The sequence below is a fragment of the Streptomyces sp. NPDC020192 genome (assembly GCF_044388685.1).
Classification (GTDB): Bacteria; Actinomycetota; Actinomycetes; order Streptomycetales; family Streptomycetaceae; genus Streptomyces.
Genome location: NZ_JBIRXG010000008.1, coordinates 178921 through 195107, shown reverse-complemented (window position 1 = coordinate 195107; position 16187 = coordinate 178921). Strand labels below are relative to the sequence as shown.

Genomic DNA, 16187 nt, shown 5'->3' with positions numbered 1-16187 from the left:
TATGCCCGAGGGCTCTGTGTTCACTTCTTGAACACAGAGTGAGTTGATCTTGAATGGCTGCGCTAGCGAAGGCGCTGCGAGATGACCTTCGAGACGCCGTCGCCCTGCATGGACACGCCGTAGAGCGCGTCGGCGACCTCCATCGTGCGCTTCTGGTGCGTGATCACGATCAGCTGCGAGGCCTCCTGCAGCTCCTGCATGATCCGGATCAGCCGCTGGAGGTTGGTGTCGTCCAGCGCGGCCTCGACCTCGTCCATGACGTAGAAGGGGCTCGGACGGGCCTTGAAGATCGACACCAGCAGCGCGACCGCCGTCAGCGAACGCTCGCCGCCCGACAGCAGGGAGAGCCGCTTGACCTTCTTGCCCGGCGGGCGGGCCTCGACGTCCACGCCGGTGGTGAGCATGTTGTCGGGATCGGTCAGGATCAGCCGTCCCTCACCGCCCGGGAAGAGCCGGCTGAAGACACCCTCGAACTCGCGGGCCGTGTCCCGGTACGCCTCGGTGAAGACCTGCTCGACGCGCTCGTCGACCTCCTTCACCACCTGAAGCAGGTCGGCGCGGGTCTTCTTCAGGTCCTCCAGCTGCTCGCTGAGGAACTTGTGCCGCTCCTCCAGCGCCGAGAACTCCTCCAGCGCCAGCGGATTGACCTTGCCCAGCTGCTGGTACGCCCGCTCGGCCGCCTTGAGCCGCCGCTCCTGTTCGGCCCGGTGGAACGGCTTCGGCTGGTTGCGCGGGTGCTCGGGGTCGTCGGGCAGCACCTCACCCTCGGCCGGTGGCGAGGGCGGCACGGGCAGATGCGGACCGTACTCCGACACCAGCCCTTCCGGTTCGACGCCCAGCTCCTCCAGCGCCCTGGTCTCCAACTGCTCGATCCGCAGCCGCTTCTCGGCGCCGAGCACCTCACCGCGGTGGACGGAGTCGGTGAGTTTGTCCAGCTCGGCCTTGAGGTCGCGGCCCCGGGTGCGTGCGGTGGTCAACTCCTGTTCCCGCAACGCCTTCGCGGCCTCGGCGGCGGAGCGTTCCCGCTCGGCGCGGGCGAGGGACACCTCGATGTGCGCCAGCAGCTGCCGGGCGCCGGAGGCGACGGCCTCGGCGACGGCCGCCTCGTGCCGCAGCCGGGCCCGGCGCTGCTCGGCACGCGCGCGTGCCTCGCGTTCGGCGCGGGCCGCCCGGTCGAGCGAGTCGGCCCGCCCGGTCAGCCCCTTGACCCGCTCCTCGTGGGTGCGGACCTGGAGCCGGGCCTCCATCTCGGTCTGCCGCGCGTTGGCGCCGTCGGCGGCGAGCCGGTCGCGCACGGAGGTGTCCGGCTCCTCCGCCCCTTCTTCCCCGAAAGGGGCTTTCTCCTCGGCCACGGCGAGCCGTTCCGCCAGCTCCTCCGCCTCCTGTACGGCCTTCTCCAGCGCCTCCTGCGCACGGGCGGCGGCCGCTGCGGACCGCTCGGCCTCCCCGGCGGCACCGCGCGCCTGCCCGGCGAGCCGGCCGAGCTGCTGGGCGACGGCCGACTTCTCCCGGTCCGCGGCCCGTCGCCGCTCTCCGAGTTCCTCTACGAGGGTGGCGGCCTCGGTACGCCGTTCCGCCGCCGCCCGCTGCGCCTCGGTGAGTTCCTCGCACCGCCGTGCCAGCTCTTCCAGCTCGGCCGCGGCCTCGTCCACGGAGGCCTGCACCTCCAGCAGGCTCGGCGCCCCGGCGGAGCCGCCGTGAGCGAAGTGGGCGCCCAGGAGATCGCCTTCGGTGGTGACGGCGGTGAGGTCCGGGTGTGCGTAGACCAGGTCTTCGGCGTCCTCCAGGGTGCCGACGACCACGATTCCTCGCAGGAGGCTCTGGATGGCGGGCATCAGCTCGGTGGGGCCGCGGACCAGGTCGGCTGCGAAGCGCCCACCGGGGGGTGCAGTGGCGGAGAGTTCGGCGGCTGCGGGTGTGTTGTGGTTGCTCGCGCCCCGCGGCGGAGCCGGATATTGATGCTGCCCCGCGCCCCTGCGGGGCGCGTCCTCTCCCGCCAGGATCAATGCCGCTCGGCCGCCGTCCTGCTTGCGCAGCAGTCTGATTGCCTCGGCCGCCGCCGCAGGGGTCGATACGGCGATCGCGTCAGCGGCCGCGCCGAAGGCTGCCGCCAGCGGGATCTCGTAGCCCGGGGTGACCGTCAGGAGTTCTGCCGCCGGGCCGAGGATTCCGGTCAGGCGGTCTCGGGCGCCGAGCAGTATGCCGGTGCCGTCCTTCCGGCGGAGCCCCAGAGCGAGGGCCTCCTGGCGGGCCTGGGTCGCGGCGCGCCGGCGTTCGGCTGTGGTGAGGGCGTCGCGGGCCGTGCTGAGGGCGGCCTCCGCCTCCGTGAGCCGGCGCCTGGCCGCCTCGTGCTGTTCGGCGAGGCCCGCGTCGTCGGCGTCGAGGCCGTCGACCTCGGCCTTGAGGGCCTCGTACTCCTCCTGTGCCGTGACCGCCCGTTCCTGGGCCTCGTCGCGGGCCACGGCCAGCCGGTCGATCTCGGCCTGGGCGGAGGCGGCGCGGGAGCGGGCGGCGTTGACCTGGCCGGTCAGCCGGGCGAGGCCCTCGCGGCGGTCGGCGATGGCGCGGGCCACGTCCTTGAGCCGGCGTTCCTCGACGGCCAGTTCCCGCTCCAGCTCGGCCCGGTGGGCGACCGTGTCGTCCAGGGCGTGCTGGGCCGCGTCCAGGGCGGCCTCCAGCTCGGCCTCCTGCTCACGGATGCGGGCGGCCTCGCGCTCCAGGTCCTCGGGGTCGCGGCCCCGGCGTTCGTCGGGGGGCGCGGACGTCGCGCTCTTCACGCGCGCGTCGGCCAGCGAGATCGTGCCGCGGACCCGCTCGGCCAGCTGGGACAGCTCGTACCAGGTCTGCTGGGCGCGCTGCAGGCGAGGCTGCAGCTGCCGTACCTCGTCCTCCAGCAGGGCCTCGCGCTGCAGGGCCTTCTTCAGCTCCTGCTCGGCCGCCTCCTTGCGCTCCTTCAGGGCCGCCTCGTCCGCGATCTCGCCCTTCAGGGCCTCGCGCAGGCGTACGAGGTCGTCTGCCAGCAGGCGCAGGCGCGCATCCCGCAGATCCGCCTGGATGACGGCGGCCCTTCTCGCCACCGCCGCCTGGCGGCCGAGGGGCTTGAGCTGGCGGCGCAGTTCGTCCGTCAGGTCCTGCACGCGCGCGAGGTTGGCCTGCATCGCGTCCAGTTTGCGAAGGGCCTTCTCCTTGCGCTTGCGGTGCTTCAGCACGCCCGCGGCCTCTTCGATGAAGGCGCGGCGGCCCATGGGATCGGCGTGCAGGACGGAGTCGAGCTGGCCCTGGCCGACGATGACGTGCATCTCGCGGCCGATGCCGGAGTCGGAGAGGAGGTCCTGGATGTCCAGGAGGCGGCAGGTGTCGCCGTTGATCTGGTACTCGCTGCCGCCGTTGCGGAACATGATCCGCGTGATGGTGACCTCGGCGTACTCGATGGGCAGCGCGCCGTCGGAGTTGTCGATGGTCAGCGACACCTCGGCGCGGCCCAGCGGCGGGCGGCCGGTGGTGCCGGCGAAGATGACGTCCTCCATCTTGCCGCCGCGCAACGACTTGGCACCCTGCTCGCCCATGACCCAGCTGAGCGCGTCCACGACATTGGACTTGCCCGAGCCGTTCGGTCCGACGACACACGTGATGCCCGGTTCGAACCGGAGTGTGGTCGCCGAGGCGAACGACTTGAACCCACGGAGGGTCAGGGCCTTGAGGTGCACGCCGCTGGACTCTACCGGGCGCCGCTATCTCACTCCACGAACCCTCGCAACCGCGCGGTTTCGCCAGTGAACATGCAGGGCACACCGTACGTTAAAGAGGGTGAAAGGATGCGCGGGGAAAGAACGAAGGGACGCCGAAGCGTCCCTTGCAACTCTTACGACGGCTGGGTTGCAGCCGTCCGATCAACTGAGCGGTTGATAACGGCAGCCCGATCGCTGCGACTGCTGTTGTGGAGCGATGCAGTGATCAGGTGAGCGCAGGCTCCGCCTGGTGTGCGTCGATGCTCTCCATGATCCTGTCCTGAGAGGCGGCAGCCGTCAGCGCGTCGTTCTCCGCCTGGATCCGTACGAGCTCGGACTCCAGGTCCTGGACACGCTGCTGCAGCCGTCGCATCTCGGCGAGGAGTCGAGGGTCGGAGCCGCCGACGTAACCGAGAAGCGCCTTTGCCATGATGGATGGTCCTCCACACTGAGTGACCGACCGATGCGGTGTGGGTCGTGAGGGATTCGCACCCGCGGTGCTTGGCACATCCGGGTGTTGCTCTGCTGTTGCTTCATGCCAAACAGCTAAGGTGCGCGGGGCTTTCAGCGTCTCACCAAAAAGTTTGACGGTCAACACGATCACGCCCCGTATTGGCGGGCGAACCGGGGGCACACGGCCGGGAAATCGGCGGCGCGGCGACTCTTCCGGTGCCTGGGGGTGTGACGATCAGCAGTTCCTGCGGAGCCTGCCATGCCGGGCCGTTCTTGGCAACCACCAGGCCGTTTCCTCCGACGGCACGCGCCCCGGTGGCGCCGCGCCCGCCCGCCCGTGCGGCCTCGCGCGCCCTGGGTCAACGGATGTCGAAGCCGTCGTAGCCGCCGCGGGGTGTGTCCCAGATCTCGGTGACGCCTTCCACGCGCCCGGGCGTGTCGTCGCCCTGGAGCCAGTCGAGCAGCCCCTCGCAGCCCTCGCGTGCCCCTTCCGCGACCACCTGAACGCGGCCGTCGGCCAAATTGAGAGCAAAACCACTCAGGCCGCCGATCTCCAGCGCCTTGGCACGCGTGAACCAGCGAAAACCCACGCCCTGCACGCGTCCACGCACCCAGGCGACCAGTCGTACATCCTCGCTCATGGGTGCAACCTAACCGGCCGATGTCGCTCGGCACACATCGCCCGAGAGCGGCATGCGGTACCGTCCCGACCCGATGAATCTCATATGAAACTCACTCGATCGAGTGAGCCGGGTTGGCCAGAGGGAGTCACCGCCGACTGGCAGCGGGTCGCCCGCGAGGACGAGGAAGAGGGCCAGGACATGGGACGCCACCGACGCTCCGCCGCCGGCCGCGCCGCCAGGGGCCGCGCCACCGGGGTCACGCACCCGAACGGTTCCGCGACCGGCAGCGACGGCCCCCAGGACCCGAACCCGCCGATCCCGTACTACAAGCCGGTCCCGTACACGCCGGAGCCGTACCCGCAGGGGTCGTATGCGCAGGGGTCGTATGCGCCGGAGCCGTACCCGCAGGGGTCGTACTCCCAGGAGCCGTACGCGCGGCGGTCGTACGCGCGTGGCCAGGCGCCCAGGGGCATCGCGCCGTATCTGAACCCCGAGGCCTACGAGGAGGCGAACACCAGGGCCCACGCCTATCTGTTCGCGGGCGGCGCGGACGGCCCGGCGGGCGGTGCGGGCGCCGGCGGCGGGTTCACCCCGGCCGGCGACTCCTCCCCCGGCCGTCGGCGCCGGAAGCGGGCCGCGCGCCCGGTGCGCACGGGGCTGCTCGGTACGGCCGCCGCCCTCGCGCTCGGCACGACCGCGGTGGCCACGGGCGTGGTGCCGGGTCTGGGGCACTACCGGCTCGGTGGCAGCACGGACACCACCGGCGGCGAGCGAATACCGGCGGCGACCTCGCCGAGCAACACGGCGGCCGAGCAGGGCGGTACGTCGGGCAGCGCCGACAGCCGCGCGGCCGGCACCGGCACCAGCCGGACCTCCTCGCGCCCGGAGTCCCCGACCCCGTCGGCCTCCCCCTCGGAGTCGGCCGCCCCGACGCCCACCCCGTCGAAGACGGCGTCCGAGAAGCCGACGCCGTCGGTGACCGCGTCCAAGCCGAAGAGCACCCCGTCGCGTACGGCGCACAAGGCGCCCGCGCCGAGTGCCGCGCCGGTGAAGGTGCCGGCGCAGACCGCCGCCGAGGCGGAAGTGCTGAAGCTCGTCAACCAGGAGCGGTCGAAGGTCGGCTGCAGCCCGCTGTCGGCGAACTCCTCACTGACCAGGCTGGCCGAGTCGTTCAGCGACGACATGGCCGCGCGGGGCTTCTTCGACCACACCGACCCGGACGGCAAGTCGCCGTGGGACCGGGCGGCCGCGGCCGGCATCAGCAACCTCGGCGGCGAGAACATCGCCCGCGGCCAGGCCGACGCGGCGGCCGTGATGCAGGCCTGGATGAACAGCCCCGGCCACAAGGCCAACATCCTGAACTGCGACTTCAAGACCCTCGGCGTCGGCGTCCACCTCGGCCCCGGCGGCCCTTGGTGGACCCAGGACTTCGGCTACTGACGCTCAGAGACTCCGGCTGTACGACAGTCCGGGGCGGCCGCTGAGCCGCGTCTCGCCGACGACGACAAAGCCGGTGCGGGCCAGTACGGCCCGCGAGGCCGCGTTGTCGATCCTGGCGGCCGCCCTCAGGACGGTCAGTCCGTACCGCTCGGCGGCCAGGGCGGCAACCTCCCGCACGGCCCAGGTGGCCAGCCCCCGGCCGGCGGCGCGCTCGGCGATGCGGTATCCGAGGTCGGCACCGCCGTCCGCCACGTCCACGAGGTTGACCCGCCCCAGCACGTCGCCGTCGGCGCCGGTCACCACGTGGAAGAAGCAGGTGCCCGTCTCCTGCTCGGCGAGCCGGGCGCGCAGCATCTCGTCGAACCGGGCGAAGTACTCATCACCCCGGTCCGGGACGGACGCGGCGAAGTACGCCCGGTTCTCCTGCTCGAAGGCGAGGAGCGCGGGGGCATGATCCGGGCGGAGCGGCTGCAGCTCGGGCATGCCGGGACTGTACGTTTCCCGGCCTGCCCGCGTCCCCGGATTTTCGGCGGCCTCAGGCCGCGATCCGGCCCTGCGCGAACACGCGCGCCGTCTCCGTCACCCGCCGGCCCAGGTGTTCGGCGGTGGCTGTGTCCGCCTTGTGCACGCCCTCGGGACCCTGGTCGTTGTTGCTCTGGGCGGCGGCGCCGGCGAAGAAGCCGAGGCGGTTGAGGTCGTTCTCCGAGGCGGTGCTGGCGTTCCAGCCGGGGAGCAGGCCGAGGTTCACCCAGTGCATGCCGTGCTGGGCGGCGAGGGTCTGGAAGAACTGCAGGGTGTGCAGCTTGTCGCCGCTCTTGGAGGCCGAGTTGGTGAAGCCGGCGGCCAGCTTGTCCTTCCAGTCCTGGCCGAACCAGCGCTTGGAGGTGGCCTCGGCGAAGACGTGGAAGGCGCCGGAGGCGGTGCCCATGTAGGTGGGCGAGCCGAAGACGATCACGTCGGAGCGGTCCAGCGTCTCCCACTGCTCGTCGGTGATCTCGTCGACCTTGATCAGGTGCACCTCGGCACCCGCGTCGGCGGCCCCGGCGCGGACGGCCTCGGCGAGGACGGCGGTGTGGCCGAAGCCGGAGTGGTAGGCGATGGAAACGACAGGGGTTACGACGGACATTCGAACAGACTCCTCGAAATGGGCAGCTCAACAGCAGTGACCACAGGAAAGCACTAACTTTAGGTTAGTGCAACCTGGTGGTTAGCGCTGCACCCGCGTACGCTTACGGCCATGACCGCCACCACGCAGGAGCACGACAACCGCGACGGCCTCGAAAACCTCGCCTACGACGTCTTCGCCAAGGCCTGCCCGTCACGCACGACGCTGGAGCACGTCACGGGCCGCTGGGGCGGGCTGACGCTCGGAGCGCTGTACGAGGGGTCGCTGCGCTTCAACGAACTGCGCCGCCGGGTCGACGGAGTGAGCGAGAAGATGCTGTCCCAGACGCTGCACGCGCTGGAGCGCGACGGCCTGGTGCACCGCGAGGCGCAGTCGACGAACCCGCCGCGCGTGGACTACGACCTGACTCCGCTCGGCCGCCAGGTCGCCGAGCGGCTGCTCGCCCTCATCCACTACGTGGAGGGCTCGATGGACGACGTGCTGGCGGCACGCGCGCGTTACGACGAGACGCGCGGCGCCCTCTGACACTTCGGGCAGAAGTAGCTGGACCGGTTCATCCAGGGCCGGCGGCGGATCGGCGTACCGCACCGCTTGCAGGGCTCGCCCTCACGGCCGTACGCGTCCAGGGACCGGTCGAAGTAGCCCGACTCGCCGTTGACGTTGACGTACAGGCTGTCGAAGCTGGTGCCGCCGACGGCGAGGGCCGCGTTCATCACGTCCCGGACGTGGCCGAGGAGTTCCGTCGTGACCGGGCGGGTGAAGCCGGCGGTCGGACGCTCGTAGTGGACGCGGGCGCGCCACAGCGCCTCGTCCGCGTAGATGTTGCCGACCCCGCTGATCAGCGACTGGTCCAGCAGGGCCCGTTTGATGGTGGTCCGCTTGCGGCGCAGCGCCTGGTGGAAGGCCTCGTCGTCGAACAGTTCGTCGAGGGGGTCGCGGGCGATGTGCGCGATGACGTCGGGCAGGCCGTCGGGAGTGTTGTCGTGCAACGACAGCCCGCCGAAGGTGCGTTGGTCGACGAAGCGCAGTTCGGTGCCGAGGGAGTCGGCGAACCGGACGCGGATGCGCAGGTGTTTCTCGTCCGGCGCCTCGTGCGGTTGCACCAGCAGCTGGCCGCTCATGCCGAGGTGGGCGAGGACGGACTGGTTCGTCTCCTCCAGCGGCAGCCACAGGTACTTGCCGCGCCGGCTGGGGGTGCCGATGTGATGGCCCTTGAGGCGGTGCGCGAAGTCGTCGGCGCCCGCGACGTGCCGGCGTACGGCACGCGGGTGCAGCACCTCGACCTCGGCGACGGTGCGGTGGGCGACCCAGCGCGCGAGGCCGCGCCGGACGACCTCGACCTCGGGCAACTCGGGCATCGGGACCCCCGTACGGAGCGGTCGTACACAAGCGGTGGACGAGCTGAGCGCCCGCCCCGGCGTGAACGGCGGGGCGGGCGCTCGGTGCTGCTTCGGTACTGCTGTGATCAGGCGGGGGCGGAGGACGCCTCGCCGTCCTCGGCGGCGGCCTCGTCGGCTTCCTTGGCCTCGTTGGCCGCCTTGGCGCGCTCGTCCGCAGCGGCCTTGATGGCCCGCCAGGCGGACTCGGCGGCCTGCTGCTCCGCCTCCTTCTTGCTGCGGCCGGTGCCGGTGCCGTACGAGACGCCTCCGACGCGGGCGGCAGCAGTGAAGGTCTTCTCGTGGTCGGGGCCGGTCTCCGTGACCAGGTACTCGGGCACGCCGAGCCCCTCGATCGCGGTCAGCTCCTGCAGGGACGTCTTCCAGTCCAGGCCTGCGCCGAGGTTGGAGGACTTCTCGATCAGCGGGTCGAAGAGCCGGTGAACCAGCTCGGACGCCGCGTCGAGGCCCTGGTCGAGATAGACCGCGCCGATCACCGCTTCCAGGGTGTCGGCGAGGATGGACGCCTTGTCCCGGCCGCCCGTGCCCTCTTCACCGCGGCCGAGCCGGATGAAGGAGCCCAGGTCGAGGCCGCGGCCGACCTCCGCCAGCGCACGCGAGTTGACCACCGCGGCCCGCAACTTGGCCAGCTGGCCTTCGGGCAGGTCGGGGTGGGTGGTGTACAGCGTGTCCGTGACGACCAGGCCGAGCACGGAGTCCCCGAGGAACTCCAGCCGCTCATTGGTCGGCAGACCGCCGTTCTCGTACGCGTACGAACGGTGGGTCAGCGCACGCACCAGAAGGGCGGACTCGACCTGGTAGCCGAGCCGCCCTTCCAGAAGCGTATGGGACGAGGCCTGATTGTCCGCTGGGCTCCCGCTCGCACGGGAGGAACTCTTCTTGGGCGTGGACACAGTGCCTCTCACCAGCCCGCTCAGACTTCGAGGACCTGGCGCTTGTTGTAGGTGCCGCAAGACGGGCACGCGATGTGCTGCTGCTTGGGCTCGTGGCAGCGCTCGCACGCAACCAGGGTGGGGACCGCAGCCTTCCACTGCGACCGGCGGTGGCGCGTGTTGCTGCGCGACATCTTCCGCTTCGGAACAGCCACGGCTACTTCTCCTGCTTCTCGTCGGCGTGCGCTGATGGAAGCGCGCCGCCGCTCATCTCGTCCTTCTCGCCGTCTTCGAGTGAACCGGCGAGTCCCTGCAAAGCCGCCCAACGGATGTCGACGGCGTCGTGGTGGTGGTCCGGGTCGTCCGCGAGCCGCGCTCCGCACTCGGAGCACAGGCCCGGACAGTCTTCCTGGCACACCGGCTGCATCGGCAGTGCGAGCACCACCGCGTCACGCAGCAGAGGTTCGAGGTCGAAGAGTCCGTCCTCGAGGAAGAACCTGTCCTCGTCGTCCTCGGCGTCGTCGCCCGGCTCCGCGATCACACGGCCCCGGTCGTCGGCGTCAGGGTACGTGAACAGCTCCTGGAAGTCCGCTTCGAGCTCCTGCTCGACCGGCTCCAGACACCTTACGCACTCCCCCTCGGCCTGTGCACGGGCGGTGCCTGTGACGAGCACCCCTTCCATGACCGACTCGAGCCGGAGCTCGAGCTCCACCGGGGCGCCTTCCGGCACTCCGATGACCCCCTGGATGCCGAGATCGGCGGGAGCGTCGATCGTGCGGGTCAGGCGCTGCAGCGCGCCAGGACGCCGACCCAGCTCGTGTGTGTCGAACACGAGGGGGTTGCGGTGGTCGAGGCGGGCGTTGGAGGCCATTCCTGCTTTCGATCTTCTGAGCTCGGAGGGACGCCGCCCGTCGGTGTTCCGGGCAGCGCTGATCGCGGACATACGCGCGACCGAAGAGCCAGGATACTGGACCTTTCGCTCTCAGCCCAATCCGGTCCGTGGCTACAGGCCCCGGCCCTGTTCGTAGGCCCGCAACTGCTCCGCGCTGATCATGCTCGTGTCGAAGAGGCTGGTCTCGTCGAGAGCGTAGCCCTGGTGGGCCTGCGGCTGGGGCTGCTGTTGCTGATGGGCCTGCTGAGGGTCGTAGGCGGCCTGCTGGGGGTCGTAGGAGCCCTGGTAGGCGTAGGGGTCGGCCTGCTGGTAGCCGTACGGGTCCTGCTGGCCGTAGGCGGCGGGCTGCTGGGGGAAGCCGCCGTAGGGGTCCGGTTGCCGCTGGTCGTACGAGTACGCCGGCTGCGGCTCGTACGACGGCTGCTGCGCGGGCCGGTCCGGGCGCTCGGCCGGGGCGTCCTGCTCGGCGAGGGCCGCGAGGTCGGCGAGGTAGTCGGCGTCGCTGGAGTGCTGGAAGGTCGTGGTGTCGTCGGCGAGGGCGCCGAGGTCGTCCGTGGCGATCCGGCCGTGCAGCTTCTGCCGGCCGCGGCCGACGGCCTCCAGGGTCTTGGCGAGGACCGCCTCGAAGGCGCCCAGCTTGGTGTCGACGTAGGCGTCGGCGTTGTGGCGCAGGGTCTCCGGGTCCTGGCTGCGCTCGGGGGCGTCCTCGTCCTCGTAGCCGTTCTCGTCCAGGCCGGGGCCGGTGCCGAGCAGCTTCTCTCGGCCGCGGCCGACCGAGCCGAGGGTCTTGGTGAGGACGACCTCGAAGTTGGCGAGCTTGGAGTCGACGTAGTCGTCGGCCTCGGCGCGGACCTCCTCGGCCTCCTGGCGGGCCTCGGCGAGGATCCGGTCGGCCTCGTTCTGCGAGCGGCGGGCGATCTCGGTGTCGGAGATCAGCGAGCCGCGCTCGGCGTGCGCGTTCGAGATGATCCGCTCGGCTTCCTGACGGGCCTGCTCGACCATCTGCTCACGGTCGCCGATCAGCTCCTGCGCCTGCGCGAGGGAGCCGGGCAGCGCCTGGCGCACCTCTTCCAGCATCGCGAGCAGCTCGGCGCGGTTGACCACGCAGGACGCCGACATGGGCATGGATCGGGCGCCTGAGACCGCGGAGACGATCTCGTCGAGCTTCTTCTGCACGTCCACCTGTGCTCGCCACTCTCTACAGCCGGGTTGGAGACGGACGGGACGACTGTAGCCCCATCAGTCCTTGCGCAGGCGCTTGTTCAGGGCCTCCAGCACGGGGGCGGGCACCAGGTGGGAGACGTCGCCGCCCCAGGCCGCGACCTCCTTCACCAGGGAGGAGGAGAGGAAGCTGTAGGTGGGGTTGGTGGGCACGAACAGCGTTTCGACGCCGGTGAGGCCGATGTTCATCTGGGCCATCTGCAGCTCGTAGTCGAAGTCGCTGACGGCCCGCAGGCCCTTGACGATGGCGGGGATCTCGCGCTGCTTGCAGAAGTCGACGAGGAGGCCGTGGAAGGCCTCGACCCGGACGTTGGCGTAGTCGGCGGTGACCTCGCGGATCAGCTCGATCCGCTCCTCGATCTCGAACAGGCCCTTCTTGGACTTGTTGATCATCACCGCGACGTAGACCTCGTCGTAGAGACGGGAGGCACGGGCAATGATGTCGAGGTGTCCGTTGGTGATCGGGTCGAACGACCCGGGACAGACGGCGCGGCGCACTTGTGATCCCTCGCTCTCCGGTCCGGTCATCGTGCGTCTTCGCACGTAGAGGCGGCGCGACCGTACCAAAACGTTCCCTCGCCGTAACGACGGGACCTCAGCGGTGTGAAGCCGTCGGGCCAGTGGAATTCGCCGCCTCTTGTGCTGCGCTCCACGGTGACGAGGGCGTCCTTCGCGAGCCAGCCTCCTGAGCGGAGTGTGAGGAGAATCTCGCGAAGATCGTGATCTGTGACAACGTACGGGGGGTCGAGGAAGACGAGGTCGTACGGCTCGGTGGGGGGTGCTGTTTTGACGACTTGTTCCGCTTTGCCCGCCCTCACCTCGGCGCCGGGCAGGCCCAGGTTCTTCACGTTTTCGCGGACGGTCCTGGCCGCGCGGGCGTCGGCTTCGACGAGGAGCGTGTGGCTCGCGCCTCGGGACAGGGCTTCGAGGCCCACGGCGCCGGAGCCGGCGTAGAGGTCGAGGACGCGTTCGCCGTCCAGGGGGCCGCCCAACAGCGACTGCCAGGTGGAGAAGAGGCCCTCGCGTGCGCGGTCTGAAGTCGGCCGGGTTCCGGTGCCGGGGGGTACCGCGAGGCGCCGTCCGCCGGCTTTGCCGGCGATCACGCGGGTCATGTGGGGTCCTTCTTCGTGGGGTGGCTTTACGGTTCATTCTCAGCCCTTTTCCAGGTACTGCTCCCTCTCCTCGTCCAAGAGCGAGTCCAGGGCCGTACGGAGCCCCGGCAGCTGCTGCAGCTCCGGATCCGCCGTCACCACCGCCGTCGCCTCCTCCCGTGCCTCCGCGATGACCTCCTCGTCCTCGATGACCGCCAGGACGCGCAGGCTTGAGCGGGCGCCGGACTGGGCCTGGCCGAGGACGTCGCCCTCGCGGCGTTGTTCGAGGTCGATGCGGGAGAGTTCGAAGCCGTCGAGGGTGGCGGCGACCGCGTTGAGGCGCTGGCGGGCCGCGCTGGCCTCGGGCATCTCGGTGACCAGGAGGCACAGGCCGGGGGCCGAGCCGCGGCCGACACGGCCGCGGAGCTGGTGGAGCTGGGAGACGCCGAAGCGGTCGGCGTCCATGATCACCATGGCCGTGGCGTTGGGGACGTTGACACCGACCTCGATGACCGTGGTGGCGACGAGGACGTCCGTCTCGCCGGCCGCGAAGCGGCGCATGACCGCGTCCTTGTCGTCGGGATGCATACGGCCGTGGAGGACCTCGACCTCGAGGCCCTGGAGGGGGCCCTTGGCGAGTTGGTCGGCCACGTCGAGGACGGCGAGGGGCGGGCGCTTCTCGGCCTCGTCCTCGGGGGACTTCTTCGCCTTCTTCGGATCGTCCTCCTCGTCGCCGATGCGGGGGCAGACGACGTACGCCTGGTGGCCGTTCGCCACCTCCTCGCGGACCCGCTCCCAGGCGCGGGTCAGGAAGTGGGGTTTGTCGGCGGCCGGGACGACATGGCTGGCGATGGGTGAGCGGCCGGCCGGGAGCTGGTCGAGGACGGAGGTCTCGAGGTCGCCGAAGACGGTCATCGCGACCGTGCGCGGGATGGGGGTGGCCGTCATGACGAGGAGGTGCGGGGGCTGTTTGCCCTTGCCGCGCAGGGCGTCGCGCTGTTCGACGCCGAAGCGGTGCTGTTCGTCGACCACGACCAGGCCGAGGTCGTGGAACTGGACCTTGTCCTCGATGAGCGCGTGGGTGCCGATGACGATGCCGGCCTCGCCGGTGACCAGGTCCAGCAGGGCCTGGCGGCGGGCGGCGGCGCCCATGGAGCCGGTGAGCAGGACGACCTTGGTGGCCTGCTCGGCGCCGCCCAGCATGCCTCCCTCGGCCAGCTCGCCCATCATCTCCGTGACCGACCGGTGGTGCTGCTGGGCGAGCACCTCGGTGGGCGCGAGCATGGCCGCCTGCCCGCCCGCGTCGACCACGGCGAGCATGGCGCGCAGGGCCACCATCGTGTTGTGTGTCACCGTGAAGTTGTCAGTTACGTAAGCGTGGCTGTGGTGCGCGACACTGATGCATTGGACTGGCTTGCGTCCCACGTACTCAACAGCGCGAATTCCGCGCCGGAACGTGCTGTATTTCGGCCTGGGCCGTACGCGTTCGACCTTGCGGGCAAGCCGGAACGGAGCGTACTCATCGGGCAGGGCCACAGAGACATCGAAGGCGTCTTTCTTCGGCAGGACTCGTGCTCGGCCGCCGAGGGAACGCACAAGCCAGGCGACATCGTCCGCCAACCTGCGCGAGGCTGAGCACAGTGAGACGCTCATGCCGTCCCTCTGCACGGTGCCACCGGTGTCAAGAAGGCCTTGCAACAGAGCGAGGCGGTTCTTGATCGAGGTGTTTTTGAATTCCTCGGGAACGAATTTTCCATGCGAGGTCAGACCCCAGAGGCTCAGGTCACGCAGCGTTTGGATCACAGGATTGCGTACGCCTCCGACACGCTGTGTCAGCTGGATCGTGTAGTCGCAGCGGGAGCCCTTGACCGGGACCAGCCGGCACTCAGGTGCCACGGCTGACGCCACAGCGTCATGGATCTCGTCGTCCACGGTGGCGAGACGCAGGTGGTGCCGGAATGAGCCGCCTCCCAGAAGGAGACCGAACAGATACGGGTCAAGAGGCAGTCCGGAATCGTCTCCCAGATCAACCGGGGTGGCCGCCGGGAGGTACCACTTCGATTGTCCATTTGCCGTGAAAAGGTCGAGACGGATCTCCCGAGTCGTCATGACCTTGGGCGTTTGGCCACGGTGCCACCCGCAACTCGTACCGACAATCCAGAGATGCTCGTCGTCACACTCGACGGAGCTTCCGTCGGAAAGGGTCAGCCGCCAGACATCACGATCCCCCTGGGGAAAGACACCGTCGATGAGCGAGATGTCGCCGTCCGGTGCGACAACCTCGTCCCCCACCGCCAAGTCCCCCATGCGGCGGAAACCGGCAGGCGTGAGCACAAGCGAGTCAAGAGGCTGGGCCTTGCCCGAACCCACCTCGCCCTGGAGCAGGCGGTGCATCGGGTGCTCGGTCGCGAGGTCGTCGAAGATCTCCTTGGAGACCTTCTGCTGGCCCTCGGTGAGGGTGAAGGGGAGGCGGTCGTCGAAGGCCGTGAGGAGGCCGTCGGGCTTCGGGGTGCGGGGGACGGCCGGGAGCTGGGCGTCCGCGTGGCGGCGGCGAGCGAGGGCGACCTGGAGGACGAAGGCCTCGTCCCACTTGAGGCGGGCGCGGGCGTCGGCGATGTCCGCCTTGGTGTGCGGGCGGTGGATCTTGAGCAGGGCCTCGGGGAGCGGGAGGAGGGCGCGGCCCTCGAGGAGGGACGGCGGCAGCGGGTCGACGGCTTCCTGGGCGGTGGGCAGGACCGTCTGGACCGCCTTGCCGATCTTCCAGGACTCCAGTTTGGCGGTGGCGGGGTAGATGGGGATCAGGGCGCCGGCCCAGGCCTCGACGGCTTCCTCGCCCTCGCCGTCGCTGCGTAGCAACTCGTAGGCCGGGTGGGCCAGTTGCAGGCGGCGGTTGAAGACGGAGACCTTACCGGCGAACATCGCGCGGGTGCCCGGCAGCAGCTCCTTGTGCGGCTTGTGGACGCCGTTGCCGAAGAAGACCAGCTGGAGCCGGCCGCTGCCGTCGGTGATCGTGACCTCCAGGCGCTGGCCCTTGCCGCGCGGGGCCTTGGCGGAGGCGAAGGTCGCCAGCCGGGCGTCGGCGACCTGGGCGACCACCGTGACGTGCTCGTCCATGGGGAGGTCGGCGAGGTGGGTGAGCTGGCCGCGCTCCTCGTATCTGCGCGGGTAGTGGTGGAGGAGGTCGCCGACGGTGTGCAGGCCGAGGTGCTCGGCCATCACCTTCGCGGTGGCGGGGCCGAGCACCGACTTCAGGGGCTGCTTCAGTGGTTCTTGCAGTGCGGGCACGAGATCCATTGCACACCACGGCACTGACAATGCCGTATACGTCTCGGGAAACTCCTGGT

15 protein-coding genes are annotated in these 16187 nt (G+C 70.2%); 2 read left to right on the top strand and 13 right to left on the bottom strand.

The window, feature by feature from the left end:
• Nucleotides 1-62 precede the first annotated feature (62 nt).
• From smc to ACH47Z_RS17925, 3 genes are all read right to left on the bottom strand, one after another.
• Complete coding sequence (smc, locus tag ACH47Z_RS17935; RefSeq protein WP_399074565.1) at nucleotides 63-3707, bottom strand: chromosome segregation protein SMC; 3645 nt, start codon at nucleotides 3705-3707, stop codon at nucleotides 63-65.
• Between the two features lie 247 nt (nucleotides 3708-3954).
• The gene (locus ACH47Z_RS17930; RefSeq protein ID WP_023546484.1) at nucleotides 3955-4158 is read right to left on the bottom strand and encodes a hypothetical protein; all 204 of its coding nucleotides are present in this window, start codon (nucleotides 4156-4158) and stop codon (nucleotides 3955-3957) included.
• Nucleotides 4159-4540: 382 nt separating this feature from the next.
• On the bottom strand, nucleotides 4541-4822 hold the full coding sequence (locus tag ACH47Z_RS17925; protein WP_399074563.1) for an acylphosphatase: 282 nt from the start codon (nucleotides 4820-4822) through the stop codon (nucleotides 4541-4543).
• A gap of 180 nt (nucleotides 4823-5002) precedes the next feature.
• Between ACH47Z_RS17925 and ACH47Z_RS17920 the strand changes: the two genes are divergently transcribed.
• The gene (locus ACH47Z_RS17920) at nucleotides 5003-6244 is read left to right on the top strand and encodes a CAP domain-containing protein (RefSeq protein ID WP_399074846.1); all 1242 of its coding nucleotides are present in this window, start codon (nucleotides 5003-5005) and stop codon (nucleotides 6242-6244) included.
• 3 nt (nucleotides 6245-6247) lie between these two features.
• Here ACH47Z_RS17920 and ACH47Z_RS17915 read toward each other — a convergent pair whose 3' ends face one another.
• Together ACH47Z_RS17915 and ACH47Z_RS17910 are read right to left on the bottom strand one after the other, a co-directional pair.
• Nucleotides 6248-6727, bottom strand: a complete 480-nt coding sequence (locus ACH47Z_RS17915; RefSeq protein ID WP_399074561.1) for a GNAT family N-acetyltransferase — start codon at nucleotides 6725-6727, stop codon at nucleotides 6248-6250.
• Nucleotides 6728-6779: 52 nt separating this feature from the next.
• Nucleotides 6780-7370 carry a flavodoxin family protein gene (locus ACH47Z_RS17910; protein WP_399074559.1) on the bottom strand — a complete coding sequence of 197 codons (591 nt, stop codon included), beginning with the start codon at nucleotides 7368-7370 and terminating at the stop codon, nucleotides 6780-6782.
• A 111-nt stretch (nucleotides 7371-7481) separates the two neighbouring features.
• On the opposite strand from ACH47Z_RS17910, the gene ACH47Z_RS17905 reads away from it, so the two are divergent.
• Entirely contained in the window at nucleotides 7482-7895 is a 414-nt protein-coding gene (locus tag ACH47Z_RS17905; protein WP_399074557.1) for a winged helix-turn-helix transcriptional regulator, read from the top strand.
• On the opposite strand, the gene mutM is transcribed toward ACH47Z_RS17905, so the two are convergent.
• The 8 genes from mutM to ACH47Z_RS17865 form a co-directional block, all read right to left on the bottom strand.
• Nucleotides 7868-8728 (bottom strand): bifunctional DNA-formamidopyrimidine glycosylase/DNA-(apurinic or apyrimidinic site) lyase, encoded by an 861-nt coding sequence (mutM, locus tag ACH47Z_RS17900; RefSeq protein ID WP_399074555.1) that lies wholly within the window; start codon nucleotides 8726-8728, stop codon nucleotides 7868-7870. The two genes, ACH47Z_RS17905 and mutM, sit on opposite strands and share 28 nt — an antisense overlap.
• A gap of 107 nt (nucleotides 8729-8835) precedes the next feature.
• On the bottom strand, nucleotides 8836-9672 hold the full coding sequence (gene rnc, locus ACH47Z_RS17895) for a ribonuclease III (RefSeq protein WP_399074553.1): 837 nt from the start codon (nucleotides 9670-9672) through the stop codon (nucleotides 8836-8838).
• 8 nt (nucleotides 9673-9680) lie between these two features.
• Nucleotides 9681-9854 carry a 50S ribosomal protein L32 gene (gene rpmF, locus ACH47Z_RS17890; RefSeq protein WP_003951102.1) on the bottom strand — a complete coding sequence of 58 codons (174 nt, stop codon included), beginning with the start codon at nucleotides 9852-9854 and terminating at the stop codon, nucleotides 9681-9683.
• 2 nt (nucleotides 9855-9856) lie between these two features.
• Nucleotides 9857-10510, bottom strand: coding sequence for a YceD family protein (locus ACH47Z_RS17885; protein WP_399074551.1), 654 nt, complete (start codon nucleotides 10508-10510; stop codon nucleotides 9857-9859).
• A gap of 132 nt (nucleotides 10511-10642) precedes the next feature.
• A complete protein-coding gene (locus ACH47Z_RS17880; protein ID WP_399074550.1) occupies nucleotides 10643-11713 on the bottom strand; it encodes a cell division initiation protein in 1071 nt (356 codons plus the stop codon).
• Nucleotides 11714-11770: 57 nt separating this feature from the next.
• Complete coding sequence (gene coaD / locus ACH47Z_RS17875) at nucleotides 11771-12250, bottom strand: pantetheine-phosphate adenylyltransferase (RefSeq protein WP_399074548.1); 480 nt, start codon at nucleotides 12248-12250, stop codon at nucleotides 11771-11773.
• Nucleotides 12251-12276: 26 nt separating this feature from the next.
• A complete protein-coding gene (rsmD, locus tag ACH47Z_RS17870; protein WP_399074546.1) occupies nucleotides 12277-12864 on the bottom strand; it encodes a 16S rRNA (guanine(966)-N(2))-methyltransferase RsmD in 588 nt (195 codons plus the stop codon).
• 39 nt (nucleotides 12865-12903) lie between these two features.
• Nucleotides 12904-16137 (bottom strand): helicase-related protein, encoded by a 3234-nt coding sequence (locus ACH47Z_RS17865; protein WP_399074544.1) that lies wholly within the window; start codon nucleotides 16135-16137, stop codon nucleotides 12904-12906.
• Between the last annotated feature and the right edge of the window lie 50 nt (nucleotides 16138-16187).